This is a genomic window from Ruminococcus sp. 210702-SL.1.03 (genome assembly GCF_020559915.1).
Classification (GTDB): Bacteria; Bacillota; Clostridia; order Oscillospirales; family Ruminococcaceae; genus YE71.
Genome location: NZ_JAJCLZ010000013.1, coordinates 1 through 26,821, shown reverse-complemented (window position 1 = coordinate 26,821; position 26,821 = coordinate 1). Strand labels below are relative to the sequence as shown.

Below are 26,821 nucleotides of genomic sequence, written 5' to 3'. Positions count from 1 at the left end.
TTACAACACATCATTTGAAGCGTAGTGTTTTGCTTTGAGTAAAAAGTATATCGACAGGAAGATCGACATTTTCACATGGGATATTTTCAAGCAGAAATTCGTCAAAACAAACTCCGCAGGATACGCCCTTGAAAACGCTCAGAAATCTGTCGTAATACCCTCTGCCGAAACCTATGCGTTGTCCGCGAAGATCAAATGCAAGCCCAGGAACTATGCAGAGTGCTCCGACAGAAAAATCTGCGGCGGCGCAGGTTTGATTCGGTTCAAGTATGCCGTATGCGCCGTGTTCAAGATCTTTAAGAAACGAGATAACATAAAAATCCATCTCATTTTTTCCGCTTATGCACCGCGGTGCGGCAACTGTTTTTCCATCGGCAAAAGCGCGCTCTAAAATTCGCGAAGTGTCTACCTCTATTTCTGTGGATATGAACGTCAAAATTGTACTGCAATTCTGATACTCGTCAGTCTGGAAAAGCTTTTCTGCTATTTGCACGGAAGCGCCTTTCAGATATTCAGCGTTATGTGAAAAATCGGCTCTCTCAGTGCGAAGCCTTTTTCTCAGCGCTTTCTTTTCGTCTAAAATACTCATGCCTGTCTGAACTGGAGCGACGCACTGAGTGCAGCCGCTTTGTCTTTAGTAGTGAGAACTTCTACAAGCTTCAAGCCGAACTCTATCGAAACGCCTGCACCCTTGCCGGTGATGTAATTGCCGTCTACAACTACCGATCTGCCGTTTGGCTTAGCTTTTTTCATTGCGTTCTCATAGCCGGGAAAACAGGTACAGTATCTTCCCTCGAGCAGACCCTTATGACCTAAGATCTTAGGCGCTGCGCATATAGCGGCGAGGTATCTGTTGTTTTCGCTGCAATAATCTACCGCCGCCTGAACTTCGGGGCAGTTTTCAAGATTATCCGCGCCGGGGCCGCCGGGCAGAACTATCATTTCAAGCTTTTCATTAAGTTTGATCTCGTCAGAAGTAATATCAGTAAGCACGGTAACGCCATGCGCTGCGGTTATCTTGGAAGAACCTACGCCTACGGTAGCTACCTCTACGCCTGCTCTTCTCAGCAGATCAACGGGTGCAAGCGCTTCAAGCTCCTCAAAACCATTAGCCAAAAAAACATATACCATAATTATTCTTCCTTTCAGAACAAATTTACTTCAAAATAAAACTGTATATTTTTCAAGCAGAAAAGCAGGACGGTAAGAAAGCTTTGATCTTCTCAGCCCCTCTATATCCAGATCTTCCTCTCTGTTTATAAACCTTATACCCGAAGCCGCGGCTTTTGCAAACTCATTGCAAAGCGTCGGATAAGCGCCCTGTATATTCGGATCAGCCTTTTCTATGTGAACGTCAAAGGTATCGGAATTTATCTTTTCGCCTATCGTGAAGCCCGCCATTTTGCCGTTGCAGTAAAGCGCGCCGCCTTTCAATCCAAGATAGTCGTAATATTTGAAAAAGATATATATCGCGTACTGCTCTACCGCGGCTGAAAAATCGTTTTTATCCGAGCTGTCATAGCTGTCTGCAGCAAAAGCTGTGCACTCGTCAAAATCATCGGGTGTAAGCAGCTTAAAACTCCAGTCATTTTCCTTAAAACGCTTTATATGATTGCGCTTGCCGTGGTATTTTTTTCCGCTCAGTGCTATAAGATCTGAGCTTTCATAGATATAATCAAAACTGCCTCTTTCAGCTTCGACTTTAAGCGAATCGCCGTAATATTCTTTCAGCCATTCGACTGCCTCGGCAGAAACAGAGGTCAGCGCAAAAGGCTTGCCCATATCCGCCGTATATTTTTTCAGCTTTTCAAAAAGCTCTATATATTTTTCTCTGCCCGATTCGTCAGTTTTAACGCCCGTAGGAAAAGTGAAATACGGGTCGCCATCGTAAAACGAACAGCTTATATAAAAATCATTGTAAAAATCTATCACCGTATCTGCAAGTCTGCGCCATGCAAGATTATTTGCAAAGCTGTATTCGCAGCCCCTGTAATCAGATACCGCCAAACAGGCGTTTATCCTATCCCTGTCGGCTATCTCGATAGGTCTGAAATCAAACATATATTAGTTTTACCTTCTTGATCTGTTAATATAATGCAGAAAGCGTATCGAAAAGGGTATCGCTGATAGCTTCCAGCGGCAGCGGCTTTTCACCATCGCTGCAAGGCACTATCTTCCAACTTTGTTTTTCGGCTGTGAAGAGCGCAGCTTGTCTGCATTGCTGTAAAAACTTCACGTTGCTTTCGTGAATATCTTTCTTTGCTTCATCGCTGCCGTATCTTTCAGACATCAGCCGCTGCGAGATCTCGATCGGCATATCGAGAAAGATCACTATATCGGGCTTCGGCAGCTCGAGCTTGCTGTACTCGTAATCTTCGAGCCACGCAAGGTAATTATCCCACTGCTCTTTCGGCAGCTTAGTCATCTGATAAATGCAGTTTGAAGTAGTATATCTTGCCGCAAGAATATCTTTTCCAGCGAGATAAGGCGCTTTCCAAAAGCGCATATAGCTGGCGCATCTATCGGCAGCGTAAAACGTTGAAGCCGCGTAAGCATTCACATCGGCGGGGTCTGACGAAAACTCACCATTCAGGTACATTTTTACCAGTTCCGACGAGCGCTCGTTATAATCGGGAAAGCTGATCTTCATAATATCTTTGCCGCTTTTGACAAGCCTGTCATAAAGCAGCTCCAGTTGAGTGCTTTTGCCAGAGCCGTCCAGCCCCTCTATAACTATTAGTCTGCCCTTATTTTTCATTTTTAAGCTCCTTAAAGTAAGCCTTCATCTCGGCAGCTCTGCCGCAGGACATTTTGCCCTCGCCGCACACGCCGTTTACGCATGAAGGACCGGCGTTCTTGAAAAGATCAGGCGCGACCTTTGAAACACATCTCAGCATTTCGTTTGCTACTGCGCGTATCTCCCACTGAGCGCGGTTGCAACAGCGCAGCTGGAAGAAATGCAAGAGCGTTCTTGTATTCATAGTAACTATTATCTTTGTTTCGCAGGCATTCGGCAGAACAAAGCGCGCATCCTCTATTGCCTTTTTCTGAGCTGCTCTCTTCGCCGCCTTTTCGTCCATACCCGACTCCAGCATATTTTTCAGATGCTTCTCTTTGAGTATAGCGGTTATTTTTCTGTACGACTCAGCCGCAAGGTTCATCTGCTCCTCAAAATCTGCAAGAGCTTCGGGGTCTGCCGCTATATCAGGCGGAGTAACGTAGCTGAACTGGTCGCAACTTACATAGCGCTGGCTCTGCTGAGAATACGAAGCTATTCTATGACGAACGAGCTGGTGCGAGCAGGCGCGCGAGATACCCTCGATAGCGAATGTAAACGAAACGTGCTCCAGAGGGCTTTCGTGACCTATACTTGCCAGCATATTTACAAATGATTTTATTTTCTCATCAGTGAGATCGTCAAGCAAAGTATCTACATCGGAATTAGCGTAGCAAAGCTTTGCGGCAGTAGCAACATATTTTTCTGGTTCAGGCGTATAAGTCAAAAGTTTTACCTGCATTTTAAAAGCACCTCTTGTTTATTCATTACATCAATTATATATCTGCATATTTCTTATATTATATCATTTTTTCGGGCAATAGTCAATATTTATAATATGAAAAATTGAGGCAAAAGCCAAAAATATCGTGCTAAAAATGTCCTGAAAAAAGCAAAAGCAGATAAAACGCCCTTTTTAGACATTTTATCTGCATAAAATTAACATATCTATTATCTCAGAGAAATCTGGTAGACCTTATCAATGGTCTTTTCAAGAGGCGAGCCTTCTTTTCTAGGAACTGTTATCTTCATAACGTAATCGTTAGTTTTGATATTAACAGTAGCTTTCAGCAAGCTTTTCTCAGAGCTCACCACGCGAATATCTCTAGGCTTGATAAGGCAGGCATATGGCAGGTTCCCTATAGCGGGACACAAAAAGAATATGCCCTTTGTGGTGCAGATAACTGCGCATTCTCTTTTAGACATCATGCTCGAACCTGCTATACCACTCTGCGTGACCTCGCATTTAAAACCATCAAGGCACTCGAGATTTTCAAGATCGTTATAGCAGACCATAGCTTGCTTCATAGCGGAAGACCATTCAGGCGCTTCAAGAGATATTTTAAGTTTATTTGTCAGGCATTCTTTAAAAGTCATATTTCCCACTCCTATCTTCTGAAAGATTGCTTCTCAGTAAAAATCGCCAAATCCGAAAAGCTCAGAAACATAGTCTTTCATTACTATTATTATAGCACAGATAAATTAATATTCCATAACGAAATGTTAATTCATCATAGATAACGCAAAAACTTTCCTTTAATATTAAAAAAGAATAACATAATACACGCTGTATTTGCTGCATACTTAATTTTTTAAAGGTATAAAATTTTAAAAATAACTCATAATACGTATATCACTATAATAACGGGAGGATTATACGAATGAAGGATATGTTTTGCTTTCAGTGTCAACAGACGGCGCACAACACAAGCTGCGATGGAAGAGCGGGTGTTTGCGGCAAAAAGGCTGATACAGCCAACCGCCAAGACGAGCTTATAGGCATGCTTACGGCTATGGCCAAAGCCGCTGAAAACGGCGATAGAAACAAAAATACTGATCTGCTTATGCTGAAAGGGCTTTTCACAACTATTACAAACGTTAATTTCAATAATGAAACTATAATGACGCTTACCCGCGAGGTAGAAGCTGAAAAAGCGCGGCTCGGCGGTAAAGAGATAGCGGCGCTGGATATGCGCAAGATATGGGAAGCTAACGAGGATATTCGCTCGCTGAAATCACTGATACTTTTTGGTATCAAGGGTATGGCGGCGTATGCGTATCATGCGCTCGCGCTAGGTATGACTGACAGCGAGGTAAACGGCTTTTTCTACAAGGCGCTGCGGGCAATTGCCGATGAGAGCGACCCGAAAAAGTTGCTTACACTTGTATTGGAAACAGGGAAGGTCAATCTGAAATGTATGGCGCTTCTCGATAAAGCGAACACTTCTGCATACGGCGAACCTGTACCGACGGAAGTGCCGCTAACTATTGAAAAAGGGCCGTTCATAGTCGTCAGCGGCCACGATCTGCACGACATGAAGCTGCTTCTTGAGCAAACTGAGGGGAAGGGCATAAACATTTACACCCACAGCGAAATGCTGCCCGCGCACGGTTATCCCGAACTGAAAAAGTATCCGCATTTAAAAGGGAACTTCGGTACAGGCTGGCAAAATCAGCAGAGCGAATTTCACAATATCCCCGCGCCGATACTTTTCACTACAAACTGCATCATGCCTGTTCGTCAGAGTTACAGCGACCGCGTTTTCACGACTTCCGTTGTTTCATATCCCGAGCTTGTGCACATCGGCGACGACAAGGATTTTACGCCGGTTATCGAGAAAGCGCTTGAGTGCGGCGGATATTCTGAAGATAAATTTATGACGGGCATGAACGGCGGACACACGGTTACGACCGGCTTTGCGCACAACGCGGTGCTATCGCACGCTGAAAAGATAATAGAGCTTGTCAAGGCAGGAAAAATAAAGCACTTTTTCCTAATTGGCGGCTGTGACGGAGCTTCGCCTAGCAGAAGCTACTATACTGATTTTGCTAAGCTTACGCCTCCCGACACAGTCATACTCACGCTTGCCTGCGGCAAATACCGCATCAATGATCTTGATCTTGGCGACATTGAGGGCATACCGCGCATACTCGACTGTGGACAGTGCAACGACGCTTACAGCGCTATACAGATTGCGCTTGCACTTGCTGACGCGTTTGACTGTGGTGTGAACGACCTGCCGCTTACTCTGGTGCTTTCGTGGTACGAGCAGAAAGCCGTATGCATACTGCTGACGCTGCTTTCACTGGGGATAAAAAACATCTATCTCGGGCCGACGATACCAGCGTTCGTGTCGCCGAATGTTTTGCAGACACTAGTTGACGAATACAACATCACGCCGATAAGCACGCCCGAAGAAGATCTGAAAAAGATACTTGGATAAAGCAAAGACCGACTGCGCAGTCGGTCTTTTTCAACATATTTTTATATTTACGCTTTTGCCTTGCTTTTTTAGCATAGTTTCTATCTCTTCGACGAGAGCAAGCTTGGCATTTAGGTTCATGCTGAGATCAGCATTTGATGTGTTTTCAGCCGTTCCGAAAAAGATATTTATGCTGTCGGCATTCTCGAAAAGCTCGCGGCAAAGCAATGACGCGCCGTCGGAAGCCTTTGCAGTGTCAAAAGTGAAAACATCGTTTGAGAGATAATTTCTGCCCATAGTAGCTGTCTCGCGCAAGGTTATGAAGCCCTCGGTAACAAGGTCAGCACCCTCCAATTCCGATATTGCGGGCACTTTTTCTGTGGCGGTATCAGGCAACGGACGAAGCGGTTTATCCAGATACGCGGCGGCAAGCTTAGAGGTAGTTCCACCGCATATGATATGAATGCCCTGTTTAGAGAAAAATTCACCGAGTATTTTCCCGTCCTGCTTTGGGTCATGCGGCGGGCCTATGAGCAGATTTGCCATGCGGTGGACGCGCATTTTGCAGACCAGAACGGTAGTGTCGTCATCAAGTGAGCGCAGGCTAAGATCTTCCGCTGCTTCGCAAAGTATAGAAGCCGCGCGTTTTGGTGAAAGCTTCAGTGACCACCAACCCTCGAGAAAAGTTTCTACCTCTTCCCTTTTCCAGCCCGATGAAGCGTTTTTGCCCATGCCCGCGTTGACTATGCCATCGCTCATCAGTACGATCATATCTCCGTCCTGCAATTCAAAACGGCTTTCGTAGATCTGCTTTTCTGCGTAGAAATGAACGTCTTTTTTGTACTGAACGCTCTCGCCGCCGCGCAGAAGAATCGCCGAAGGGTTATCATACTGCACAAGATACGCCGTGTTGTCCTCTATCTGCAAGACCGTAAAAGTTGCATAGGCGATCTTTCTCTCACTGCACATCGGCAGTGTTGATGCCACGGTGTAGATACACTCGTCAAGCGGCAGGTCGCGGGCGATAAGCGTGCTGAGGATTTTCGATGTCAAAGTTGCGAGGATATTCGCCTTTACACCGCTACCCAGTCCATCGGAAAGCACGGCTGTCATTCTATCGCCATCGCGCAGGACGTAGCAAAAATCTCCGCAAATACTCTCACTATGTTTGATAAGACTGCATTGACCAATGTCGGGAAAAAGTATCTCGCTCATCTTTCATCTCCTCCGCCGTCCTCGCTGTCCATCATTATCGTTTCTTTCAGATTATGGACCGCGGCTTTGGTTTCCGCCGCAGTTTCACCGAGCAGAGCGGCTATTTCGTGAACTACATGAAGCTGCTTTTCCACGATCTCGTCCGCCATATTTGCCGCCTGAACTTTCGCTTTCATGACGTTGTTGTGACGCTGACGGCTCTGAGTGATATTCTTCATTATGCAGATAACTATGCCCGTTGCCTTATCGAAACGAAATTCCTGCGCGATGTAGATGTTGTACTGCGCGAGATAGCTATGCTTGGTCATTGCCGTTTTTTCGCCTGCTATCATCTCCACAAAGTCGAATTCGTCTAGAATTTCAGACACGGGCATTCCCGCTGCCTGCTGAGGTGTTACGGAAAACATTCGGCAAGCCGCCGCATTGAGCTGGGATATATTTAGATCCATATCAACGGCGATTATTGCGTTTGGCGTGATGCTCAAAATGCTGTCTGAAAGCGTTTCCGCACGCTCTTTCATCAGCGGCATACACATACTTATCTCAGCCTTGCCCTCGTAGACAGCAAGCGCTTTTTCGCGGCACGAGGAATAGCCGCACATACCGCAGTTAAGTTCATCAGCAGGGGTAAGCTTGCCCATCTTTTTAAGTATGCCCTGTATCTGCTTTTCGCCTGGAGTGCGGCGGTGAGCGCTCATGTCAACAATTTCGCGGTCTATCGGGTAAGGATAGTCGATATTGAAATCACTGGAATAATCATCGCCAGCCGTCTTTTCGGTGAAAAGCCGCGATGTCAGTCCGGACATCTTTTTACGGCGAAAAGACGGACCGCCGATACAGCCGCCCTCACAGGCGTTCATCTCAACAAAACAGCCGCGCAGACCGCCAGATATGATCTCATCGAGCGCACTGCGGCATTTCTCGATACCATCAACAAAAAGATACGAACGACCAGCAGTTTTCTTCATACTTCCGAGAACGCCGCCGCTCATCGGAATTTGGCGGGTGAACATCGCCTTTTCAGTATTCTGAGACTGCTCGATATTAACGCCTGCCTCGGCGAACCAATCTTCCAGTTCATCAAAAGTAATGCAGTAGTCCGCGCCTACGCCGTCTGAACACTCCGACTTTTTGGAAATGCACGGAGAGATAAAAACTATCGCCGCTTCGAGGTATTCGCGCCGCAAAAGCTGAGAATGCACCTGCATAGGCGTTTGTATCGGCGAGAGATATTTGAGCGCAAGCGGGTAATATTTCTCTATGAGCAGGTCAATGGTCGCACAGCACGAAGATATAACAGGCTCATCGCCCGCCGAAAGCTCATCCTTTTCATATCGGGTCTTTACGATATATGCGCCCTCCGCCGTTTCACGAACGGCGAAAAAGCCCAGTGATTTCAAGGCTTTCGACATATCCGCAAGACCACACCCGCCGAAATACGCTGAGAAAGAGGGCGCGACCGCCGCAACAAGTTTTTTCTCGGTCATGACAGCTTTTATCTTAGGAATGTCGGAAATATCCTCTTTAGCATTCTGGGGACAGATCGTGGTGCAGTTGCCGCAGAGTATGCAGTCCTGCTCTATGATCTTCGCTTGATGGTTTTCAACTTTGATTGATTTCACGGGGCAATAGCGCACGCATTTATAGCAATTTTTGCAGTTAGCCGTTTTAAACTGTAATATGCTCATAGTATTTCTCCGTTCAAAACAGCGCAGAACTCTTTGAGAAGCTCTGCGCCGATGATAATTATTTGATTATTCTCTATCGGGTCAGATGGAAACGATGATCTCTATCTCACCGAACGTGAACTGTACAGGAATGCAGAAAGCGTCTTTTGTAAGATCCTCCGAGCTGTTCTTTGTAAACTGCTGTGGGATAAGGCTAAGCTCAACGCCCGATTCATTCGACTCATTTACTGCGTACAGACCATTGCAGACGTTAAGAAATTCACCTACGCTGGCGTCATCAAACTCTGCATCGTTCACATACGCTTCTTTAGCAAAGCGCTTTGCTAATGCAGAGTACTCATCAGCACCCGTTGCGATAGCGGTATAAGCGCTGTACTCGCCGCAAATACGCTGCGAAACTATTCTGGGAGCGGCGGCTTTTTTGATAACGTATGCTTCCAGCGGAGTAAAATCATCGCCGATAAAACGGATAAGACCCTTAAACAATAGAGTTATGTAATTTGTGTAGATCTTAGCATTTTCCGCAGTGCTGAAATGATAGAACTCGTTTACAAGCGAAGCGAGCTTATCACTCTGGTCGCCGGAAATATCGTCATCGGAAATAGAATACTTAGACTTATAGCCCTTTATCGCCGACTCAAATTCAGAGTTAGAAAGAACGCCTGTGTTTACAAGAGTCTGACCGAGAAGCAGGTAATCGGAAGGCTGTTTCGCGAGAAGCGCAGTAACGTCCTCGGGTTTCAGATAGCCAAGGTCTACTGCGAGGTCGCCGAAAAGCTTATCTACCGTCTGCTGAGTAAGATTAACGTGCTCAACCTGCTCGGCGGTCATAAGACCATCGTTTATAGCGAGAACACCAAGACGCATACGAGTATTTTTCTTTTCATCGAGAGCCTTTGCGAGCTGCTCTTTAGTTACCTTTCCTTCATTGAGCAGATATGCTCCAAAAAACTGTGAAAACATTATTACAGCTCCCCTTTCGCAGCATTTTCAAGAATCTGTTTAACTTGATCGTTAGAGATCGGCTTCTGAAGGAAGTCGCTTGCGCCCGCCTTGATAGCGGACTTGAGATGAGCCTGAGTGCCGACCGAGGAAGCCATTATGACTTTTGCTTCGGGATCAAACTCTATTATCTGCTCGAGAGCCTCGATACCGGTGATAACAGGCATAACTATATCCATGAAAACGATATCGGGTTTGTTTGCTTTATATTTTTCAACTGCTTCTGCACCGTCAGACGCTTCATAAATGTTCTTTACGCCTAAAGTGGCTATAAACATACAAAGGCTTTTTCTTGCGAACATGGAATCATCGCAAACCAGCACAGACATATCAACTAAATTCATTTGTTTATACCTCCGTTTTGCTTTAACTGTATTTCTATTTTATCATATTTTCATACAAATTTCAAGTACTTTGCTTAATCTTTTTATAGTGATAATGTACAAATTTAATAGGTTCATTTTGATTTATTAAAAAAATAATTGTAAAAAGCGACAAAAGTTTTCCTTTTTATGTTTTCTTGTGAAGAAAACGGTGAGTCGATCATGTTATGAAAAACGTTTCTGCAATATGCACAAATACGCCACTGAATTCCTCTAGCAAACTATGCACTTTGATTTTTGTGATGTAATTTATTTTCATAGAATAATATCATTATATCTAATTATAACAAATATTCGTTCGCGGCAGACCCAAACTTTATTATATCAGATAAATTGTGTTTATTCTATAAATGAACGCACGAATTTGAATTTCGGGTCTATTGGCTGTATAATAATAATATAGTAAATATGCTGAAAAGCAAGGAGGAATAAACATGGATCAAAAAAAAATACGCCTTATGGCTATGACGGGCGTTATGGCAGCGATGATATTCATTGCAACGGCTTATCTGCACGTCAACACTAACGCCGGTTACACACACTTTGGCGACGGACTTATTTTCTTGTCGGCTTCCATTTTGCCAACGCCTTACGCGATAGCGGCGGCGGCTATCGGTGCAGGACTTGCCGACGTAGTTTCTATGCCGATATGGGCACCCGGAACTATAATAATCAAAGCGGTGACTGTGCTATTCTTTACTTCAAAGAAAGACACGATACTCTGCAAGAGAAACATCCTTGCGCTTATCCCATCGCTCGCAATGTGCATCTGCGGATACAGCCTTTACGAAGCATTTGTAATGATAGGGTTCAGTTTTGCAGCTATTGCAAAAGCTTTCGCTTCCACACCTGCGTACTGCGTTCAGATAGCAGGAAGCTCAGTACTTTTCATCGTGCTCGGTAAAGCGTTTGACAAGATAAAACTGAAAGAGCGTTTCGGATTTATCAAGCAAACGGCGTAAATAAAATATGTTATCACAGCTCCGCAGAACACCTGCGGAGTTTTTTATGCAATAAAAAAGCGGTGCTGAAAACCATGCACCGCCGTAATTATCTGAAATTATTTCAGCGAGTTGAGCAAGCCGCCCTTATTGATGATGTTGATAAGGAAATCAGGAAAAGCCTGACCCATGTAGCTCTCGCCCTTAGTGATATTGGTAATAACGCCGCTTTCAAAGTCGATCTCAACTTCGTCGCCGTCGTCTATCTTCTCGCTCGCTTCATTGCACTCGATTATCGGCAGACCGATATTGATGGAGTTGCGGTAGAAAATTCTTGCAAATGTAGAAGCGATAACGCAGGAAACGCCGCTTGCCTTTATAGCGATAGGTGCGTGCTCGCGCGACGAACCGCAGCCAAAATTAGCCTTAGCAACGATAATGTCACCGGGCTTTACTTTCTTTACGAAATCTACGTCAATATCTTCCATGCAGTGTGAAGCAAGTTCCTTATGGTCAGCAGTATTGAGGTATCTTGCAGGAATGATAACGTCGGTATCTACGTTATCTCCGTACTTATGTACAAAGCCTTTTGCTTTCATATAAATATCTTCCTTTCTGTGCCGCACATCAGCCGTTCTTATATTCGTTTGAGCCGAATACATTTTCGCCGTTTGCCTGACGATGCAGCTCGTCATAGATCATATCCAGATAAGCCGAGGTCAGCTCGTCTTTTGATCTGGTAATAAAGTAGCACACCTTAATCTTTTTGAACATCCCGACCTTTACCAGTGCATAAACAGATTTGCCGTTTACATTGCTGGAGTAGCAGTCGTTAAAGCCCTTCTTTTCAATGAGTGCCTGAGTCATTTCAACGGTGAACTTATTAGCCGATTTCAGATCTGTAATGATCTCGTAAGCCTTATCCTCGCGCTCATTATCATTAAGTTTTGTGCCGTATTTTTTTGTAATAAAACTCAAGATGTTATCATAAAAAATGTCGTGAATATAGTCTTTCATAGTATCCGACCTCCGCGTTTACAACAAATCGGGAGAAAAGAAAGCCAGATATTACAAAGTAATAAATCCGCAGTCTGAGGTACGACCTCAGACTTCAAAGTCGGCGCATTTACGTCCCTTGACCACAGTACCGATATACTCTTTCACCGCAACATGCGCAGGATGAACGGCGTATGCTGCAAGAGCAGCCTCGTCATTCAGCAGGCATTCAAGTGTGATGTCTCCATTTGAAGACGGAAGAAGGTCTGTGTAAACTCTGACATCTTGTAATCCTTCAACTACCCCGAGAAGTCCCTCTAAATCATTTTTTATTTTGGCGGAACATTCTGCTTTTTCACCCTCAGAAAGTCCGTCTTTCAGATCCCATATAATTATGTGTTTTATCATTTTACAAAATTCCTTCGTTATTAAAATATTTCCCTAAGGACGCTCTGCCCTCCCCCTCTTTCAGGCAGATACGCCGTGATCTATTATAATTAAAGTTAATCTGTAAGCTCGCTAGGCTGCGAGATCTTGCCCGTAACTGCTGAAGCTGCCGCCACATAGGGTGAAGCGAGATAAACTTCCGACTCAGGGTGACCCATTCTGCCTACAAAGTTTCTGTTCGTAGTAGCTATCGAGCGCTCGCCTTTTGCGAGTATTCCCATATATCCGCCAAGACATGGGCCGCAGGTAGGAGTAGAAACAGCGCAGCCTGCCTCTATAAATATCTTGAGAAGTCCCTCTTCCATAGCTTGCATATATACACCCTGCGTTGCGGGGATAACTATGCAGCGAACGTTTTTGGCTACCTTTCTGCCCTTGAGTATCTCTGCCGCAGCTCTGAGATCCTCTATTCTGCCGTTGGTGCAGGAGCCTATTACCGACTGGTCGATCTTCACATCACCGATCTCGTCAAAGGTCTTAGCATTTTCGGGAAGATGCGGGAAAGCAACGGTAGGCTTTATCTGAGAAAGGTCTATATCGTAAACCTCGTCATACTCGGCGTCCGCGTCTGCTTCAAATACTTTATATTCGCGGTCTACCCTGTCCTTAACGTATTCAAGAGTAACTTCGTCTACTGCGAAAATGCCGTTCTTAGCGCCTGCTTCTATAGCCATATTAGCCATGCAGAGTCTGTCCTCCATAGTGAGGTTTTTCAGACCGTCGCCGGAAAATTCCATCGAGCGGTAAAGCGCACCGTCAACGCCTATCATTCCGATTATGTGCAGGATAACGTCCTTTGCTGCAGAATACTTAGGCAGCTTGCCTGTGATATTGAACTTGATGGCAGAAGGAACTTTGAACCAAGCCTTGCCTTTTGCCATGCCCGCGCACATATCAGTAGAGCCTACGCCGGTAGAGAAAGCGCCGAGAGCGCCGTATGTACAAGTGTGGCTGTCAGCGCCGATGATGCAGTCGCCGGGGGCTACAAGACCTTTTTCGGGGAGCAGAGCGTGCTCTATTCCCATATTTCCTACATCATAAAAATGCGTGATGCTGTGTTCTCCGCAGAAGTCGCGGCACTGCTTACACTGTGTAGCTGCTTTAATATCTTTGTTCGGTGCAAAATGGTCCATTACCATCGTGACTTTATTTTTGTCGAACACATCTGAGAAACCCGCCTTGTGGAACTCGTTTATCGCAACAGGCGAAGTAATGTCGTTTCCGAGAACGAAATCAAGATCAGCCATAATAAGCTGACCGGCTTTTACCTCATCAAGACCCGCATGGGCTGCAAGGATTTTCTGAGTCATAGTCATTCCCATGTCTGGTACCTACCCTTTCATTTTTTGATATAAAGCGTACAAGTCAGCGCTGTACGCCTAATCATTATTTCACAATTACCATTATAGCACACTTTAATATTTTTTGTAAATATATAAATTGTCTATTAAATGTAAAAATTCTTAATGATTTTTACAGAAATCGTTTTCGTAAAATTCACTTATTTCGCCTGCAAAAATGCCATTATATTTATCGTATCGAAATTCTGAAAAATGCAAAAAATAAATTCAGAAATCAACAAGGAGGCGAAAATATCATGAAGATGAACGCAATGTCGGCAGCAAAAGCAGTAGGCGCAGGAATGACAGTAGGCGCGGCTGTTTACGCTTACTCAAACGCTAAGTCTACAAAAAAACGCAGACTGAAATCGCGCACCGCAAGAGCTATCCACGCCGTAGGCGATATAGCCGAGGGCATAGCGGATTTTATGTCGTAAAAAAATCGGGACGCGCCAAAACGTCCCGATACATAGTTATAATTTTTTGATCTTGCCCGAAACGTACTGCATTATCTTCAGCGCATCTAGCACGTCAACACTTCCAGATGAATTTACATCGGCGCGCTTCAGCTGAGCGGCTGTAAGCTTCTTTTTGCCCGAAACATAATTCATGACAGTAAGTGCGTCGCGAACGTCTATGACTTTATCGCCGTTGACATCGCCGGTTTTCAGACTGCCATCGCCTTTGCGTGTTATGTTGAGCGTGTATGTACGAACCGAACCGCTGGCGGCAGTAACTTTTATATCTATCTTGTTCAAGCCGTAGTCAAGCATAATTTTGCCCGCACCCTGCGGCTTAGCCTGCGAACTGTAAGGTATAGCCGAGATCATTACATAGTCGGTATTTTCATCTACCGTAAGATCAAATTCGGATTTATATCTGTTGAAGTTTGTAAGAATATCGTCCTTACCTGCGGGCAGAACGTCAAGACGTTTCAGCAGATTATTATTATCGCCGTAGCTGGTAGGCTTAGAATAAAGCGAATCGGGCATATTATCGTAGACTGGTATCTTGAACTCTATCGCGGAAGCCATTACTTCGTCAGAATAGGCGTTTTTCATTTCGAGTGCTTCATTAGCCTGTCCGAAAACGCAGGTCATATACTGGTGATAATAAAGACCGTTTCCGCCGTCGATAACATCGAACTTTTGGAGATATAGCGTATCCTGCTGCTTGCTTATATAACCGTTGCCGAGATATATCGAACCGCCGACGATCGATTTGTACTGATTTGTCCATGGCAGCAGGTATGTCGCATTGACGGTCTTAGCAAACTTGCAGCCCATCTCAGCGGCAGTCATGGTCGAAGTTGCATAAGCCTGTATATCAAAAAAGTTAAAATAATTCTCGTAGCCTTTTACCGTGCCGAGCGACTGCGGAGCGCCGTAAACGCCCTGCTCATTTCGGCAGCGCGATGCAAGATGATACGGTGAAACTCCAGATCTTTCGGCGGCATCCATAAACGTCTGGGTGTATGTATAATACTTTCCCGTATCGGGAGCGGTGTATCCGCCGCTCATGAACGTTCCACTCAAAATAGCGTCTACGCCCGAAGCAGTCTGCACTTTCGAATTGTATGACTGATTTTCAAACATGAAAATATAATCATCGTTGATAAAATTTCTAGGGTCGAGATAATACGCTATTATCTCTTTTGAAGCCGACACCCAGTAGCCGTCAAGACCGTACCAAGTGCCCGTGTTGACATCGTAAGCGCCCTGCTCGCAGGATTTCCACGAAGCAAGCGCTGTGCCGTGCACCAAATTCCTGCCTACGACACATTCCTCGTCAAGAACATCGTACCAGTCAAGACCGGTTTTCTGTGCGGTAAAAACCCAGTTCGGGTGCTCTTTGTGCATCTGCCGCAGATAAGGCTTATAGCTTTCGGGAAAGCCCTGTTTTTTCATGTAGCTTTCAAAATCTTTGTCGGAAGCGCCGCTACTGTCGGAAGAGTTGTTGTCGGGTATCTCGCCCTGCTCGTCAATATAATACGCGCTGGCGTACCCCGTAACGGTAGTACCCGAGCCGTTTTTGTAGCGTATCTTGTACCACAAAGCGCCGCTTGGATCGTAAGCCTTGCCGATGATCGTAACAGTATCATTTTCGTATATCATGCCAACGCGCGAGTAGCTCGCGCCCGCACCGCTGCGTACATTCAAAGCGGTAGCCGTGCACACTCCGCCCATATCGGCAGAAGCTGCAAAGCACAGACTTTGCGCCGCTATGAGCACCGCTGCCGCGGCAGAGATAAGTTTTGAAATGATTTTCCTGCGGTAATACATAAAGCCTGCACCTTCTTTTTAGCTGTTATTTCGACATCATATAAACATATTATACAACGCCGAAGCTCGGTTTGTCAAGCATTTTTTGTTCATTAAAAATTTACAAAAGTCAGAATAGGAACATTTTGTATTTTATTACGAATCGGTAACAATCGTAACATCAGCATTTCAAGCTTTTTGCGCGAAGGCAGATCTTCCCATTATGTCAAAGTGTCAAAATCACTAAATTTACGGGCTGAAATTCTACATATAAAACTATTGACGAATTTATTATTAGGTGATATAATTTCAATTACCGAATGTAATAATTGCGTAACCAGTTCGTTTTTTAGTACACAAAAAATATAGATAAATGATATTACTAAATCACGAACACAAAGACAGAAACGCTTACTGCCTTCGGATTTGTGTAAAAATAGTAAAAAACAGTTAAATTTAATTTTGGAGAGAAACGAGGGATATTACAATGAACAGGCGTTTCCACAAGCGCGCAATATCCGCCGCGGCTGCTATACTTACTCTGACATCGGCCGTAACGGTTACTTCTGCGTCGCAGCGCAATGAAATTACACTCGAAAGCAGCACCTCTTCCGCTTCGGCAGGCGAAGTTTTTAACGTAGATCTCGGGCTAAAGACCGATTCAAAAGGCGTTTCGGGATTTACCATTGACTTTTGCTTTGATCCCGAAGCCGTAACGCTCAACGTTGCTCAGAGCAGCGAGTACACGCCAAACGGCGGATTTACTATCGTTACTAATTACGAGTACGATAAAGGCGTGGTAAGGCTTGTAGGCGCTAACATGAATTCTGAGAACGTTACCAAAGATTCTGTTCTTGCGAGCCTTGTGTTTACGGTAAACGACGACTGGAAAGGCGATATAGATTTTTGGTCTGAGGTAGATACGCTGGTAGCCTCCGAGGGCGATGATTTTATAAACGTTGACTGCCGCTCTTACGGTCCTTACAATCCTTACACGGTAGAAGGCCCTGCTGAGGAAGATTCTTCGGCGGCAGAAACTACTACGACCACCGAAGCTGAAACTACGACTACTACGGTGACCGAGACTTCCGCTGAAACAAGTTCGCCTACGCAGACGCTGCCAAGTGAGTACATACCCGACTCTTCCCTGCCGGATGAAATCATCCCCGAAAAGACCACAACTACCGAAGCGGTTACAGAGCCTGATGACAGTTCTGCCGACAACGATAACGAAAGCGGCGCGCTCTACGTTCACCGTCAGGACGATGAAGATTACAACAACGAAGAGCCTTTGCAGTATACGTTCTCGCCGTATGATTACGTTGAAAATGCGGACGAGCCTGTTGACATCAGCGTTTCGGTTTATTCCGACGGCAGCGCTCAGGGCGGCATAGGAATGCAGACCGCAGAAGGCTGGAAGATATTTAGCAGCGAAACAGGCAGCGGCGAGCAGACATGGAAAGCTGAAAATATTGACCTTACCGACGTATACGGCGACGTTGCGGTACAGCTCTACTATCTCAAAAACAACAGCGAATTTAAGATAAATTCGATAAGCATTACACCCGCGAACAGCGAAACTCCTGATGAATCTGTACAGACCGAACCGGTGGTAACTACCCTGCCCTCAAACGATTTACCTGCCGAGAGCGAGGATACAACTCCGACGACTACCGTTCCCGAAAGCGTTGAGCCGATCGAGAGCATTTCCGATACAGAAGCTACCGAGCCGGAAGCTCCCGCTGACGACAAAGTAGACGATATTATTATCGACGATGAAAGCTCGGCTGACGATAAGAACGCATCTGACGAAAGCAAGACTGACGCAGACGCTTCCGAACCTGACAACAGTTCTTCCGAAGTTGACGCTGATACAAATTCGACAAACGGATCCGCTTCCGACAGTCAGACAAGTTCTGATACTCAGACGACCACTACCGCGGCTTCAAATGTAGAAAGCGCAGTAAATGACGCTTCAGCTAAGGCTGACGTAAACCCCGACACCGGAAACGGCATTGGTCTTTATGTATGCGGCGCGGTCGGCGTACTCTGCGTAGCTCAGATAGGCTATTCGATCTACGCGCTCACAAGAAAAAAAGAAGAAGAATGATTCATTTTCAGAACCTCCTATAAAAAATACCCGCAGACCTTGATATGATCTGCGGGTATTTGCTTTTTAGTGAAAATTTTTACTGCTTTAAAGTTACCTTGTGGAACACCTTTTTGCCCTTCTTGATGATAACTTCATTTGAAAGATCTACACTGCCATTCGGGTCGGTGAATTTAACATCGTTGATGGCAATGCCGTTCTGAGTTACAAGACGTCTGCCTTCGCTCTTGGAAGGAGTGAGTCCGCAGCGAACGAGCAGGTCGAGGATATTCATGCCGCCGTCGGTAAGCTCGCTGGCTTCAAGCTCGGTAGAAGGCATATTTGCAGAAGAAGCGTTTGCAGAGAAAAGAGCCTTTGCGGCTTCGAGTGCCTTATCAGCCTCTTCTTCGCCGTGAACAAGCTTGGTAAGCTCGTAAGCCAGCAGTTCCTTAGCCTTATTGAACTGCGCGCCCTCCATAGTCTTTTCCATTTCTTCTATCTCTTCGATAGGTACGAAAGTGAGCATTTTCAAGCACTTGATAACATCAGCGTCGCCAACATTTCTCCAGTACTGGAAGAACTCGTACGGACTGGTCTTAGCGGGGTCGAGCCATACAGCGCCCTTTTCGGTCTTACCCATCTTCTTGCCCTCAGAGTTGAGCAGGAGAGTGATCGTCATAGCGTAAGCGTCCTTGCCGAGCTTCTTACGGATAAGCTCAGTACCTCCGAGCATATTAGCCCACTGGTCATCACCGCCGAACTGCATATTGCAGCCGTAATCTGTGTAGAGCTTGTAGAAATCGTAGCTCTGCATTATCATGTAGTTGAATTCAAGGAATGTAAGTCCGCGCTCCATTCTCTGCTTATAGCACTCAAAAGTGAGCATCTTGTTTACCGAGAAGCAAGCGCCTACGTCGCGCAGTACATCAACGTAATTAAGATCAAGCAGCCAGTCAGCATTGTTTACTACAAGAGCCTTGCCGTCAGAGAAATCAATAAAGCGGCTCATCTGCTTCTTAAAGCACTCAACGTTATGCTCAATGGTTTCTTTGGTGAGCATTTTTCTCATATCGCTTTTGCCGGAGGGGTCGCCGATCATTCCCGTACCGCCGCCCAGCAGTGCGATAGGCTTATTGCCGGCCATCTGCAAGCGCTTCATAAGGCAGAGCGCCATAAAGTGTCCAACGTGCAGGCTGTCAGCAGTCGGGTCGAAACCAATGTAGAAAGTTGCCTTTCCTGCGTTGATAAGTTCCTTGATCTCTTCCTCGTCAGTAAGCTGTGCGAGGAGACCTCTTCTTTTCAGTTCTTCAAATACTGTCATTTTTAATCCTCCAAATTTATATCAAGATCTGTTTAGCTTTATTTCCAGTTTAACGTCAGTATAAACGATGAGGTCAAAATTTGATCTCACGGATACCACCGCCTTTCAAAGAGCAAATCGGCGAACGAGTTTTTAGCAATATAAAAGCCCTCCAACAGCCAAAGCCGTCAGAGGGCGTAATTTACGCGGTACCACCTCAGTTTATCGGGCAAGCACCCGACCTCGTTGACCTTTAACGCAGGCAAACGTTTCGCCCTACTGATAAATTCAGGCAAAAAGCTGTTAGGAGGTAATTCGCCGCACAGCCCGCTGTCCGCTCTCACCCGCCGCAGACTCTCTGAAAGTCAAAAACTGTACGCTACTGCATTCCCGTCATAGCATTTAAAATTATCATATTTTATATTCTAGCACATTTTCCGCGTCTTGTCAATAGCTAATTTCAAAAAATGCGGCACAATTTGAGCGCCGCATTTTCACATTTAAGTTTATTTATTCTTTTCTATCTGCGCTTTCAGAAGCATTTCAAATTCATCAGTAGGTATCGGCTTTGAGAAATAGAAGCCTTGCGCCGCATTACAGCCACTGGCTGAAAGGAAATCAGCCTGTTCTCTCGTTTCCACTCCCTCAGCGATAAGATCAAGACCTATATCATGCGACATTGCTATCGTATGAGAGATTATCTTTTGTCCGCGTGAAGATTCCATAAAGCTGCTCAAAAAGCTTCGGTCGATTTTTAGAACATCGAACGGCGTACTTTTCAGCGTGTTGAGCGACGAATAGCCCGAGCCGAAATCGTCCATAAGCAGAGTGAAACCGTGTTTTTTAGCTTCCTTTACCATCATATTTGCGTTGATGTTCTCAATGGTTTCCGTTATCTCAAGTTCTAGCAAATCTTTTTCTATGCCGTATTTATCCAGCAAGTATTCAATGTAGTAGATAAACTCGGCGTCTTTCAAGTGCATACGCGAAACGTTTACAGATATCGGCACGGGCTCATAGCCTTTGTCGATCCAACGGCGCATTTCCTTGCAGGCGCATTCCCACATATATCTATCAAGTTTTACAATAAACCCGTTTTGCTCAAATATAGGAATAAACTCCTGCGGACAGACCACACCTTTGTTCGGCTGTATCCAGCGCACCAGAGCTTCCGCGCCGATTATCGTTTTTTCGGAAATGCTGTATTTGGGCTGAAGGTACATTATAAATTCTTTGTTCTCCAGCGCGTTGTTCATTTTGTCCTCTATCTCTTTGCGTACCTTTATTTCTATTTTTTGATTCTCAGTGTAATAGCCGATGTTTTCCAAAGCATTTCCTTTTATCTTTATTCTCGCGATAGCCGCAGCGTCGCCCATCATGCGGCTCGGCAGCGATTTATTATTTATAAAATACACGCCGAAAGCGAAAGAATAAGACATATCTTCAAAGCCGCTCAGACGTTTTTCAAGCGTTCTTATAAAACGCTCAATATCCTCCTGCTTTTCGTAAGGCGTGAGTATCATAAAAACATCGGCGCTAAGACGCGAAAAAAGCTGTTTTTCACTGCAAAATACACTCAGCACATCGTTGAAATAATTCAGCAGTTTGGTGCCTTTAGCTTCACCGTAAGTATCATTTATTAGCTTGAAACGCACAACGTCAAACTGTATTATTGCATAATTGCTGTCAGGATCATCTTTCAAGCGTTTTTCTATCATACCGCCGAAAAGCATTGGGTGACGGTCATTCGTGTATGCGTTCAGTATGTTGCGCGTCATCAATTCGCTCTCAGTCATCGGGTGTATGCTTCCGACAACTTCGTATATCTGATTTTTCTCGTTCTTGACAAACGATACCAGCATATTATACCATTTCATCTTTCCGTTTTCGCCGGCTCTAAAATGTATCTTCATATAGCTGTCATGTATGCCAACAGTAGTGCCAGAAAGCAATTTATTGTAAAAACCACGGTATAATTCAAGATCATCGCTGTACACTGCTCCGCTGCGTAATATTGCTTCCACCGGGTCATATTTATCTGAGATCATATATTTGAGAGCTGCGGCGTTTTCGCCGATCTCCCAGACGTGCTCGTCAAAATTGATGTAGAAAAACGCAGCTAAACTTTTATTTACCAGCAGATCTATCATTCTGTTAAAACAGTTTACTGTATCTGCTCCCTCACGTATCTTGTGTTTTCGCTTTTCACGGTACATATTTTCATCTGCTATCTTGATGAATTCGTCCAGTTCGTCAGCCGAACTGCATTTCATTCCTACCGTTCCGCAGCTTATCTTTACTTTGTACGGAGAATTATTCTGTGCGTCATACTCGGCAAGCTTTTCATTTACTTTGTTGTAATAATCAGCACAGTATTTATTGATATTATTGCTTTCTGAAACACCAAGAACAAGAAATTCATCACCGCCAAAGCGGGCACATATTTCGCCATTGTCCGATGCGGCTAACAAAGCGTGAGCGATGGAGTTTATAGCGTTATCGCCCTCATGATGGCCAAAAGTATCATTTATCTTCTTTAGTCCGTCCATATCGACCGAGAATAAAACTATGTTTTTATCGGTATCCTTATACTTTTCGATAACAGCAACGGCATTGTTGTAAAAACCGCGCCTGTTATAGATACCTGTAAGAACATCGCGAACGTGCATATCTTCAAGCATAGCATTTGCTTTTGCAAGATTTATTCTATTTTTCAACCTCTCCATTATCTGGTTTGTATAGTTTACAAAGCGTTTTGTATTCTTGAAATTAAAGCAGTTCAGATCATACATAACGCCGATATAGCCTATGACTTCGCTCTGGAAATGCAGGGGAACAAACATTATATAATCGAAATTTTCAAGAGCATTTTCGATATTAAACACCAGTTCACTACGCGGGAATATTTCGCCGTATGTAAAATCAAACTCGCCGACATTGTGCACAAGGTTATACATATTCTCGGTAAAAAAGCCATTTTCAGTCTTGTCTGATTCTTTATCTAGAAAATCAGTATTCAAACAACACCATGTACAGTAATCGCTGTAATAAGGGATAAGAGTGCTAAGTTCATCAATATTAGAACAACACATAGCTTTTCCAAGATAATTGAGCATATGTGCCTCGTGTCCCTCTGCTGCGTTAATAATATTGTACATATCAATTACCTTATCACTGTAAACAACCTTGTCAACAGCGCGGCAGCCGCAGGACTGTGATAAACGCATATAATACGATGCATGATTGACAAGCGGAACTTCATCACCGTTGATCAAATGCTCAATAATATTCATAGCCTTATCGACCAGGTCTTCAATATCGGGCGCAGCAGTGGTAAGCCGGGGCGAGATATATTTTTCAGCTTCTATCCCATCAAAACCTGTCACGATAATATCTTCAGGTATTTTGATCCCATTCTTACGAAGCACCTGACAAACAGATATAGCCATAGCGTCATTACAGCAAATAATAGCGTCAAGCAAAGGCAATTCACTCTTTAAAAACTGTTCTGTCACTTTCCTGGCAGGGTCGCCCCAAAAATCTCCGTAACCGAGCCGCTGAGGCTCAAACTCTATATTATTTTCAGCGAGCACTTTTTTAAAGCAATTTATACGCTCATCTGAAAAAGCATTGTCTTTTACACCTGCGACAAAATTTATTTTTTTACAGCCGTGGTCTTCCACAACGTGACGTACTATTTTTTCAAAAGTATCCCCAACGTCAAAAGCAACGCTCGGCACGCCTGCTATCAAACCATCGACCGAAACGATAGGTTTACCCGCGAGCTTAGCATGGTCAGCTATCTTTTTTACATAGGAAGCGTTTCGTATAGACTCAGGCAGGATAACTACAGCGTCAAGCAGATCAGTTTCAGCGAGAGTAAAAACGCTGGACTCCCCTTTTGTATAATCGTTTTCATTATACAGATCAGTAAAGCTGTTGAACAAAAACACCTTATAGTTTTTCTCATTTGCCTTACGTGAAAGGGTCATCGCAATATCGCGAACCATATCGTCGTGCAAAGCCGAAACGCATATGCCGATTATTTTATAAGTTTTGTCAGTACCTTTATACATATCAAACAAGATCCCCGTACATAGTATTATTAAAAATATTAAATAAAAGCAAACAAATTGCCATATTAAAATTTTAACATAATAATTCAATAATGTCAAGCCGTTTTTGTGAAAATTGGTAAGAGTATTGAACTAAAGAGGAGCATTTCAAAGCAAGACCATTATGTATCATTTTTATATCAACGATAAAAATTCCTCTTTGTTGCATTTTCGCAACAAAGAGGAACAAAACATTTTATTTCACGCCGCGTTTTCCGCAGCTTTCTTTACAGCGTGTACAACAGCCGCAGCACTTTCCTTTTTTATGCTGCTTTATCATACTTACTGCCGCGGCTATTGCCCATAATGCAAGCAGAACCGTTACCACCCAATCTGCCGCGCTCATATGATAGCCCCGATCTGATATACTGCGCAGGCGCATATCCAAGCAACTACACATTGCATAAGCACTACGCCTATGGTCTGCCATGTAGAATTAAGCTCTTTCTTTATAGTTGCTACCGCTGCCACGCAGGGTGTATAAAGCAGCGTGAATACTAAAAAGCTTAAAGCAGATAGAGTTGAAAAAGTTCCAGAAAGCGCCGTACCTAAATTTGCCGTACTGGTATTCATCAGCACTGCCATAGTGCTTACCACTGCCTCTTTTGCTGTAAAACCAGAGATAAGCGATGTTGTAACGCGCCAATCAGCAAATCCCAGCGGCGCAAATATAGGCGATATAGCTTGACCGATAAGTGCCAGCAAACTATCAGAAGAATCAGTGACTACGTTTAGCCTTACATCAAAGTTTTCTAAAAACCATATTATGATGGTCGCAAAAAAGATAACTGTAAATGCGCGTTGTATAAAGTCTTTAGCTTTATCCCATAAAAGTAATCCTACGCTTTTTGCCGAGGGTAGGCGATAGTTTGGAAGTTCCATTACAAATGGTACAGGCTTGCCTTTAAAAAGTGAGTTTTTTAGCAGCAGCGCCACGAGTATTCCAAGAACTATTCCCGTAACATACAAGCCTATCATAACCAGTGCCTGATATTTTGTGAAAAAAGCAGCGCAGAATACAGCATATATCGGTATTTTGGCTGAACAGCTCATATATGGCGTAAGCAGTATCGTCATTTTTCTGTCACGGTCAGAAACAAGCGTGCGCGTCGCCATTATCGCAGGAACAGAGCAGCCAAAACCTATGAGCATAGGCACAAAACTGCGGCCGGAAAGCCCTATTTTTCTCAGCAGCTTATCCATTACAAAAGCAACTCGCGCCATATAACCGGTATCCTCAAGTATAGAGAGAAAGAAAAACAGAGTAACTATTATTGGCAAAAAGCTAAGCACACTGCCTACTCCGGCAAAAACTCCATCTATTATAAGGCTGTGCACTACGGGGTTTATTCCGTATGCAGTAAGCCCTTTGTCCGCCAAGTCTGTCACTTTATCTATACCAAGTGAAAGCCAATTTGAGAGACTTGCGCCTATAACATTAAATGTTAAGAAAAATACTAAGAACATTATTCCGAAAAATACCGGCAGCGCCGTGTATTTACCTGTAAGAACACGGTCTATCTTTACGCTGCGTTTATGTTCACGGCTTTCATGACACTTGACTACGCTTATCGCAACTACTTTTTCTATAAATGTATAGCGCATATCTGCCAATGCAGCGTTTCTATCCAGTTTCGATTCATCTTCCATTTCAACTATGCAGTGTTCCAAAAGCTCAAGCTCGTTTTGATTTAACGCAAGCTGATCCTCAATATTTTTATCGCCTTCAATGAGTTTTGAAGCACAAAAGCGCGGCGGTATCCCCGCACGATTGGCATGATCCATTATCAGATGAACGACTGCATGTATACATCTATGAACTGCTGAATCATCAGAACAAAAGTCAGTAATTATCGGCTTAGTTCTCTTTCCGGCCGTTTCCACTGCTTTATCTATAAGATCTGAAACACCATCGCCCTTTGCTGCGCTTATCGGTATAACAGGTATGCCCAGCGCATCGCTCATCATTTTTACATCGATCGTTCCACCGTTTGCACGAACTTCGTCCATCATGTTAAGAGCCAAAACCATTGGTACGCGAAGCTCCAGCAGCTGAAGAGTAAGGTAAAGATTTCGTTCTATATTAGTAGCATCTACAATGTTTATTATTCCGTCCGGCTTTTCATTCAATATGTAATCGCGCGTAACTATTTCTTCCTGCGTATAAGGTCTTAGGGAATATATACCGGGCAGATCCACTACCGTACAGTCTTTTTGCCCGCGTATATTTCCCACTTTTTGGTCGACTGTTACGCCCGGAAAATTTCCGACGTGCTGGTTTGAGCCTGTAAGTGCATTAAAAAGCGTTGTCTTTCCGCAGTTTTGATTTCCTGCAAGGGCAAATTTCATATATGTTCATTCTCCTCTATTGATCCTACTTCTATTTTTTGTGCGTCCTCCACTCTTAAAGTCAGCTCATAGCCCCTCAAGACTATATCCAGCGGATCGCCCATTGGTGCACGTTTCAGCATTTTGACCTCGGTATTTGGTATCAGCCCCATGTCAAGAAATCTCAGTCGGAGCGCACCGGTGCCGCCAACAGTTTTAATAACAGCCTTCTCACCTATCTTTAATTTATCAAGAGTCATATTATTATCCTCCGTAGTATAATACTCTACAATAAGTTTACCACGTCTAACTCTTTTTGTCAAGCATATAGAGAAGAAAAAAATGTACCCGCCCAATAATCCCCCATTCCCCTAAAGCCAAAGATCCCCGAGCCCAAAACTCGTGGATATATTTCACGGTAATTTGCAGATCTTCTGTGTAGCCTCATTCCAGGGCACCAGTTCCTCAATGATATCCGGATTGGTCAGAAACTCCATGCTCGGATTGATTTTGTCAATAAAACTTGACACATTAACCGCAAGGATTTTGAAGTTAAGGAGCTATAGTCATAGCCGAATAGAATCTGCGCCGCTTTACAGCAGGAGGAAGCCCGCCAATCGCCGAGCAGATCCTGCGGTTGCTCCAATAGCTCATGAAATATCGCCAGACCATCGTTTTTAACGCTTCGGTCGTATAATTTTCAGTTTTTCTGCCTCTGTTATAAAACAACTCCTCCT

Annotated in this window: 24 protein-coding genes, 1 pseudogene and 1 other annotated feature; of the genes and pseudogenes, 4 read left to right on the top strand and 21 right to left on the bottom strand. The window is 44.3% G+C overall.

What is annotated here, in order from left to right; translation table 11 throughout:
- Positions 1-10: 10 nt before the first annotated feature.
- The 6 genes from LI114_RS08340 to LI114_RS08315 form a co-directional block, all read right to left on the bottom strand.
- On the bottom strand, positions 11-589 hold the full coding sequence (locus LI114_RS08340) for a 5-formyltetrahydrofolate cyclo-ligase (RefSeq protein WP_227220294.1): 579 nt from the start codon (positions 587-589) through the stop codon (positions 11-13).
- On the bottom strand, positions 586-1,131 hold the full coding sequence (locus tag LI114_RS08335) for a DJ-1 family glyoxalase III (protein ID WP_022127457.1): 546 nt from the start codon (positions 1,129-1,131) through the stop codon (positions 586-588). The genes LI114_RS08340 and LI114_RS08335 overlap by 4 nt, the downstream gene beginning before the upstream one ends.
- Before the next feature lie 30 nt (positions 1,132-1,161).
- Positions 1,162-2,061 (bottom strand): DUF2156 domain-containing protein, encoded by a 900-nt coding sequence (locus tag LI114_RS08330; RefSeq protein WP_227220293.1) that lies wholly within the window; start codon positions 2,059-2,061, stop codon positions 1,162-1,164.
- 25 nt (positions 2,062-2,086) lie between these two features.
- Complete coding sequence (locus tag LI114_RS08325; RefSeq protein ID WP_227220292.1) at positions 2,087-2,758, bottom strand: dTMP kinase; 672 nt, start codon at positions 2,756-2,758, stop codon at positions 2,087-2,089.
- On the bottom strand, positions 2,748-3,518 hold the full coding sequence (gene thyX, locus LI114_RS08320; protein WP_227220291.1) for an FAD-dependent thymidylate synthase: 771 nt from the start codon (positions 3,516-3,518) through the stop codon (positions 2,748-2,750). The genes LI114_RS08325 and thyX overlap by 11 nt, the downstream gene beginning before the upstream one ends.
- 209 nt (positions 3,519-3,727) lie before the next feature.
- On the bottom strand, positions 3,728-4,153 hold the full coding sequence (locus LI114_RS08315) for a hypothetical protein (RefSeq protein WP_022127453.1): 426 nt from the start codon (positions 4,151-4,153) through the stop codon (positions 3,728-3,730).
- Positions 4,154-4,437: 284 nt separating this feature from the next.
- Between LI114_RS08315 and hcp the strand changes: the two genes are divergently transcribed.
- Complete coding sequence (gene hcp, locus LI114_RS08310; protein WP_227220290.1) at positions 4,438-6,000, top strand: hydroxylamine reductase; 1,563 nt, start codon at positions 4,438-4,440, stop codon at positions 5,998-6,000.
- Positions 6,001-6,030: 30 nt separating this feature from the next.
- Here hcp and LI114_RS08305 read toward each other — a convergent pair whose 3' ends face one another.
- From LI114_RS08305 to LI114_RS08290, 4 genes are all read right to left on the bottom strand, one after another.
- Positions 6,031-7,194, bottom strand: a complete 1,164-nt coding sequence (locus LI114_RS08305) for a PP2C family protein-serine/threonine phosphatase (protein WP_227220289.1) — start codon at positions 7,192-7,194, stop codon at positions 6,031-6,033.
- Complete coding sequence (locus tag LI114_RS08300; protein WP_227220288.1) at positions 7,191-8,882, bottom strand: [Fe-Fe] hydrogenase large subunit C-terminal domain-containing protein; 1,692 nt, start codon at positions 8,880-8,882, stop codon at positions 7,191-7,193. Before LI114_RS08300 ends, LI114_RS08305 begins: the two co-directional genes overlap by 4 nt.
- Positions 8,883-8,963: 81 nt before the next feature.
- On the bottom strand, positions 8,964-9,845 hold the full coding sequence (locus LI114_RS08295) for a chemotaxis protein CheX (protein WP_227220287.1): 882 nt from the start codon (positions 9,843-9,845) through the stop codon (positions 8,964-8,966).
- Positions 9,846-9,847: 2 nt separating this feature from the next.
- Positions 9,848-10,228: a response regulator gene (locus LI114_RS08290; RefSeq protein WP_022126641.1), complete on the bottom strand. Its 381-nt coding sequence runs from the start codon at positions 10,226-10,228 to the stop codon at positions 9,848-9,850.
- A 473-nt stretch (positions 10,229-10,701) separates the two neighbouring features.
- Here LI114_RS08290 and LI114_RS08285 point away from each other — a divergent pair, with 473 nt between their 5' ends.
- Positions 10,702-11,229: a TIGR04002 family protein gene (locus tag LI114_RS08285; protein ID WP_227220286.1), complete on the top strand. Its 528-nt coding sequence runs from the start codon at positions 10,702-10,704 to the stop codon at positions 11,227-11,229.
- 98 nt (positions 11,230-11,327) lie between these two features.
- Here LI114_RS08285 and leuD read toward each other — a convergent pair whose 3' ends face one another.
- The 4 genes from leuD to leuC form a co-directional block, all read right to left on the bottom strand.
- Positions 11,328-11,807, bottom strand: coding sequence for a 3-isopropylmalate dehydratase small subunit (gene leuD, locus LI114_RS08280; protein WP_022126639.1), 480 nt, complete (start codon positions 11,805-11,807; stop codon positions 11,328-11,330).
- A gap of 28 nt (positions 11,808-11,835) precedes the next feature.
- Positions 11,836-12,225, bottom strand: a complete 390-nt coding sequence (locus tag LI114_RS08275) for a hypothetical protein (RefSeq protein WP_022126638.1) — start codon at positions 12,223-12,225, stop codon at positions 11,836-11,838.
- Positions 12,226-12,312: 87 nt separating this feature from the next.
- Positions 12,313-12,612, bottom strand: coding sequence for a Dabb family protein (locus LI114_RS08270; RefSeq protein WP_022126637.1), 300 nt, complete (start codon positions 12,610-12,612; stop codon positions 12,313-12,315).
- A 95-nt stretch (positions 12,613-12,707) separates the two neighbouring features.
- Entirely contained in the window at positions 12,708-13,973 is a 1,266-nt protein-coding gene (gene leuC, locus LI114_RS08265; RefSeq protein WP_227220285.1) for a 3-isopropylmalate dehydratase large subunit, read from the bottom strand.
- A gap of 275 nt (positions 13,974-14,248) precedes the next feature.
- On the opposite strand from leuC, the gene LI114_RS08260 reads away from it, so the two are divergent.
- Positions 14,249-14,428: a hypothetical protein gene (locus LI114_RS08260; protein WP_022126635.1), complete on the top strand. Its 180-nt coding sequence runs from the start codon at positions 14,249-14,251 to the stop codon at positions 14,426-14,428.
- A gap of 36 nt (positions 14,429-14,464) precedes the next feature.
- Here the strand turns inward: LI114_RS08260 and LI114_RS08255 are convergent, their stop codons facing one another.
- Complete coding sequence (locus LI114_RS08255) at positions 14,465-16,273, bottom strand: dockerin type I domain-containing protein (protein ID WP_227220284.1); 1,809 nt, start codon at positions 16,271-16,273, stop codon at positions 14,465-14,467.
- A gap of 466 nt (positions 16,274-16,739) precedes the next feature.
- On the opposite strand from LI114_RS08255, the gene LI114_RS08250 reads away from it, so the two are divergent.
- Positions 16,740-18,362, top strand: coding sequence for a cohesin domain-containing protein (locus tag LI114_RS08250; RefSeq protein ID WP_227220283.1), 1,623 nt, complete (start codon positions 16,740-16,742; stop codon positions 18,360-18,362).
- Positions 18,363-18,441: 79 nt separating this feature from the next.
- On the opposite strand, the gene tyrS is transcribed toward LI114_RS08250, so the two are convergent.
- The 6 genes and pseudogenes from tyrS to LI114_RS08220 form a co-directional block, all read right to left on the bottom strand.
- A complete protein-coding gene (gene tyrS, locus LI114_RS08245) occupies positions 18,442-19,662 on the bottom strand; it encodes a tyrosine--tRNA ligase (RefSeq protein WP_227220282.1) in 1,221 nt (406 codons plus the stop codon).
- A gap of 167 nt (positions 19,663-19,829) precedes the next feature.
- Positions 19,830-20,047: a binding site (T-box leader), on the bottom strand.
- 100 nt (positions 20,048-20,147) lie between these two features.
- Complete coding sequence (locus LI114_RS08240; RefSeq protein WP_227220281.1) at positions 20,148-23,717, bottom strand: EAL domain-containing protein; 3,570 nt, start codon at positions 23,715-23,717, stop codon at positions 20,148-20,150.
- A gap of 235 nt (positions 23,718-23,952) precedes the next feature.
- The gene (locus tag LI114_RS08235) at positions 23,953-24,102 is read right to left on the bottom strand and encodes a FeoB-associated Cys-rich membrane protein (protein ID WP_227220280.1); all 150 of its coding nucleotides are present in this window, start codon (positions 24,100-24,102) and stop codon (positions 23,953-23,955) included.
- Positions 24,099-26,105, bottom strand: a complete 2,007-nt coding sequence (feoB, locus tag LI114_RS08230; protein WP_227220279.1) for a ferrous iron transport protein B — start codon at positions 26,103-26,105, stop codon at positions 24,099-24,101. The genes LI114_RS08235 and feoB overlap by 4 nt, the downstream gene beginning before the upstream one ends.
- Positions 26,102-26,344, bottom strand: coding sequence for a FeoA family protein (locus LI114_RS08225; RefSeq protein WP_227220278.1), 243 nt, complete (start codon positions 26,342-26,344; stop codon positions 26,102-26,104). The genes feoB and LI114_RS08225 overlap by 4 nt, the downstream gene beginning before the upstream one ends.
- Positions 26,345-26,636: 292 nt before the next feature.
- Positions 26,637-26,821 (bottom strand): annotated as a pseudogene (locus LI114_RS08220) (IS3 family transposase); the annotation flags it as partial.

Coding starts and splice junctions, on each gene's coding strand:
- LI114_RS08340 (WP_227220294.1), bottom strand. CDS start 589: ATGAGTATTTTAGACGAAAAGAAAGCGCTGAGAAAAAGGCTTCGCACT.
- LI114_RS08335 (WP_022127457.1), bottom strand. CDS start 1,131: ATGGTATATGTTTTTTTGGCTAATGGTTTTGAGGAGCTTGAAGCGCTT.
- LI114_RS08330 (WP_227220293.1), bottom strand. CDS start 2,061: ATGTTTGATTTCAGACCTATCGAGATAGCCGACAGGGATAGGATAAAC.
- LI114_RS08325 (WP_227220292.1), bottom strand. CDS start 2,758: ATGAAAAATAAGGGCAGACTAATAGTTATAGAGGGGCTGGACGGCTCT.
- thyX (WP_227220291.1), bottom strand. CDS start 3,518: ATGCAGGTAAAACTTTTGACTTATACGCCTGAACCAGAAAAATATGTT.
- LI114_RS08315 (WP_022127453.1), bottom strand. CDS start 4,153: ATGACTTTTAAAGAATGCCTGACAAATAAACTTAAAATATCTCTTGAA.
- hcp (WP_227220290.1), top strand. CDS start 4,438: ATGAAGGATATGTTTTGCTTTCAGTGTCAACAGACGGCGCACAACACA.
- LI114_RS08305 (WP_227220289.1), bottom strand. CDS start 7,194: ATGAGCGAGATACTTTTTCCCGACATTGGTCAATGCAGTCTTATCAAA.
- LI114_RS08300 (WP_227220288.1), bottom strand. CDS start 8,882: ATGAGCATATTACAGTTTAAAACGGCTAACTGCAAAAATTGCTATAAA.
- LI114_RS08295 (WP_227220287.1), bottom strand. CDS start 9,845: ATGTTTTCACAGTTTTTTGGAGCATATCTGCTCAATGAAGGAAAGGTA.
- LI114_RS08290 (WP_022126641.1), bottom strand. CDS start 10,228: ATGAATTTAGTTGATATGTCTGTGCTGGTTTGCGATGATTCCATGTTC.
- LI114_RS08285 (WP_227220286.1), top strand. CDS start 10,702: ATGGATCAAAAAAAAATACGCCTTATGGCTATGACGGGCGTTATGGCA.
- leuD (WP_022126639.1), bottom strand. CDS start 11,807: ATGAAAGCAAAAGGCTTTGTACATAAGTACGGAGATAACGTAGATACC.
- LI114_RS08275 (WP_022126638.1), bottom strand. CDS start 12,225: ATGAAAGACTATATTCACGACATTTTTTATGATAACATCTTGAGTTTT.
- LI114_RS08270 (WP_022126637.1), bottom strand. CDS start 12,612: ATGATAAAACACATAATTATATGGGATCTGAAAGACGGACTTTCTGAG.
- leuC (WP_227220285.1), bottom strand. CDS start 13,973: ATGGGAATGACTATGACTCAGAAAATCCTTGCAGCCCATGCGGGTCTT.
- LI114_RS08260 (WP_022126635.1), top strand. CDS start 14,249: ATGAAGATGAACGCAATGTCGGCAGCAAAAGCAGTAGGCGCAGGAATG.
- LI114_RS08255 (WP_227220284.1), bottom strand. CDS start 16,273: ATGTATTACCGCAGGAAAATCATTTCAAAACTTATCTCTGCCGCGGCA.
- LI114_RS08250 (WP_227220283.1), top strand. CDS start 16,740: ATGAACAGGCGTTTCCACAAGCGCGCAATATCCGCCGCGGCTGCTATA.
- tyrS (WP_227220282.1), bottom strand. CDS start 19,662: ATGACAGTATTTGAAGAACTGAAAAGAAGAGGTCTCCTCGCACAGCTT.
- LI114_RS08240 (WP_227220281.1), bottom strand. CDS start 23,717: ATGTATAAAGGTACTGACAAAACTTATAAAATAATCGGCATATGCGTT.
- LI114_RS08235 (WP_227220280.1), bottom strand. CDS start 24,102: ATGAGCGCGGCAGATTGGGTGGTAACGGTTCTGCTTGCATTATGGGCA.
- feoB (WP_227220279.1), bottom strand. CDS start 26,105: ATGAAATTTGCCCTTGCAGGAAATCAAAACTGCGGAAAGACAACGCTT.
- LI114_RS08225 (WP_227220278.1), bottom strand. CDS start 26,344: ATGACTCTTGATAAATTAAAGATAGGTGAGAAGGCTGTTATTAAAACT.